A 1,447-nucleotide genomic window follows, 5' to 3' on the forward strand; every position below is an offset into this window, starting at 1 on the left:
TCGCGGTCAGGCCACCCCCATCGGGATACCGCATGACACCGGAATACACCCGCCAGCGAGATCACCGTCACCCTAGGCCGAAAACCTCAGTAGCGCCGGTCCCGAAGCGGTCGGCGAAGGCCTGCCCGTGCTCCTCGACGAAAGCCCTCGCGCCCTCGAGGAACCGGGTGCGCGCGAGGTCGTCAGTCAGCCGCCGGCTCGCGTACTGATCTGGGTCCTCGTGGCCGTCGGCGGCGCGACGCTGCAGCTCCTCGTACGTCTCGTCGTCGACCTTGATGCGGATCTCCTTCGCCATGCCCCCACGGTAGCTGCGCCGCGCGCCGCGTGGGAGTGGATACCGGAAGCGAGATCCCGGGACTGCCATGGCCAATGATTGAACTAGACGCAATCGGATCACTACCGAACGTAATATTCTTGGTTGTTCGGCTGCACGTTTCGGCTGTCCGGAGCGCTTCATGGGTGGAGGCGGCTGTCGCCTCCGGTGCCTAAGACGTCATCTCATTTGGAGAGGCGCCGGTAACAGATGAGAGTGCAGGCGATGCTGGTGAAGGCGAGGAAGTGCTCGGCCTTGCGCTCGTAGCGTCGGTGCAGGCGACGGCAGCCGGCCAGCCAAGACATGGTGCGCTCGATCGTCCAACGATGGCGCCCCAGCCGGGTGGAGGACTCGATGCCCTTGCGGGCGATGCGGTGGCGGATACCGCGCCTTCGGAGCCATCGGCGCAGGTGGTCATAGTCGTAGCCCTTGTCGGCGTGGAGCTTGCCCGGTCTGCGTCGCCGAGGGCCGCGACGGGAGCGGATTGGGGGTATGCCCTTGACCAGGGGGATCAGGGCCTGGCTGTCGTGCAGGTTCGCCCCTGAGATCCCGATGGACAGGGGCAGACCGGTCCGCTCCGTGATCAAGTGGATCTTCGAGCCGTACTTGCCCCGGTCCACCGGATTCGGACCTGTCATGTCCCCCTTTTGAGAGCCCGCATGTTCACCGAGTCGATCGCGCAACGCGACCAGTCCAACTCCCCGCGGGAACCGAGCTCGTCGAGGACCAGGCGGTGAAGCTTCGCCCACACTCTGGCCTTGCTCCACTCGGAGAACCGTCGGTGGGCCGTCGCTCCAGACGGCCCGAAGGACGCGGACGGCAACTGCTGCCAGGTACAGCCGGACGTGGCCACGAACACGATCGCTGCCAGGACCTCCCGGTCGCCGTGCCGACGACGGCCGCCCCCTTGCGGCCGCGTCGGTGGCTCCGGCACCACCCGCTGAAACAGCTCCCACAACTCATCCGGCACCAGCCGCTCAACGATCCCCACCACGACCGACAGACTACCGACCCGGCCAAATGAGATGACGTCTAAGGGCAATGCCGTTGCTTTAGGTCACGGGCGTAGGCTGCCCAGTGGTGGTCCCCGGGGGGGTGGTTCGGGTGTCTGCGAGCGTGTCTGAGTTATCAGGT

2 protein-coding genes are annotated in these 1,447 nt (G+C 66.1%); both read right to left on the reverse strand.

What is annotated here, in order from left to right; genetic code table 11:
- Positions 1-67: 67 nt before the first annotated feature.
- Entirely contained in the window at positions 68-295 is a 228-nt protein-coding gene (locus ACFV7R_RS47030; protein ID WP_385276965.1) for a hypothetical protein, read from the reverse strand.
- A gap of 203 nt (positions 296-498) precedes the next feature.
- A protein-coding gene (locus ACFV7R_RS47035; RefSeq protein WP_385276968.1) for an IS5 family transposase occupies positions 499-1,298 on the reverse strand; the annotation gives its coding sequence in 2 pieces (ribosomal slippage) (positions 499-960 and positions 963-1,298; 798 coding nt in all).
- Between the last annotated feature and the right edge of the window lie 149 nt (positions 1,299-1,447).

The sequence above is a fragment of the Streptomyces sp. NPDC059866 genome (genome assembly GCF_042731325.1).
Taxonomy (GTDB): Bacteria; Actinomycetota; Actinomycetes; order Streptomycetales; family Streptomycetaceae; genus Streptomyces; species Streptomyces flavusporus.

Bases quoted from the DNA above. Each gene is read 5' to 3' on its own strand.
- ACFV7R_RS47030 (WP_385276965.1), bottom strand. From the start codon at position 295: ATGGCGAAGGAGATCCGCATCAAGGTCGACGACGAGACGTACGAGGAG.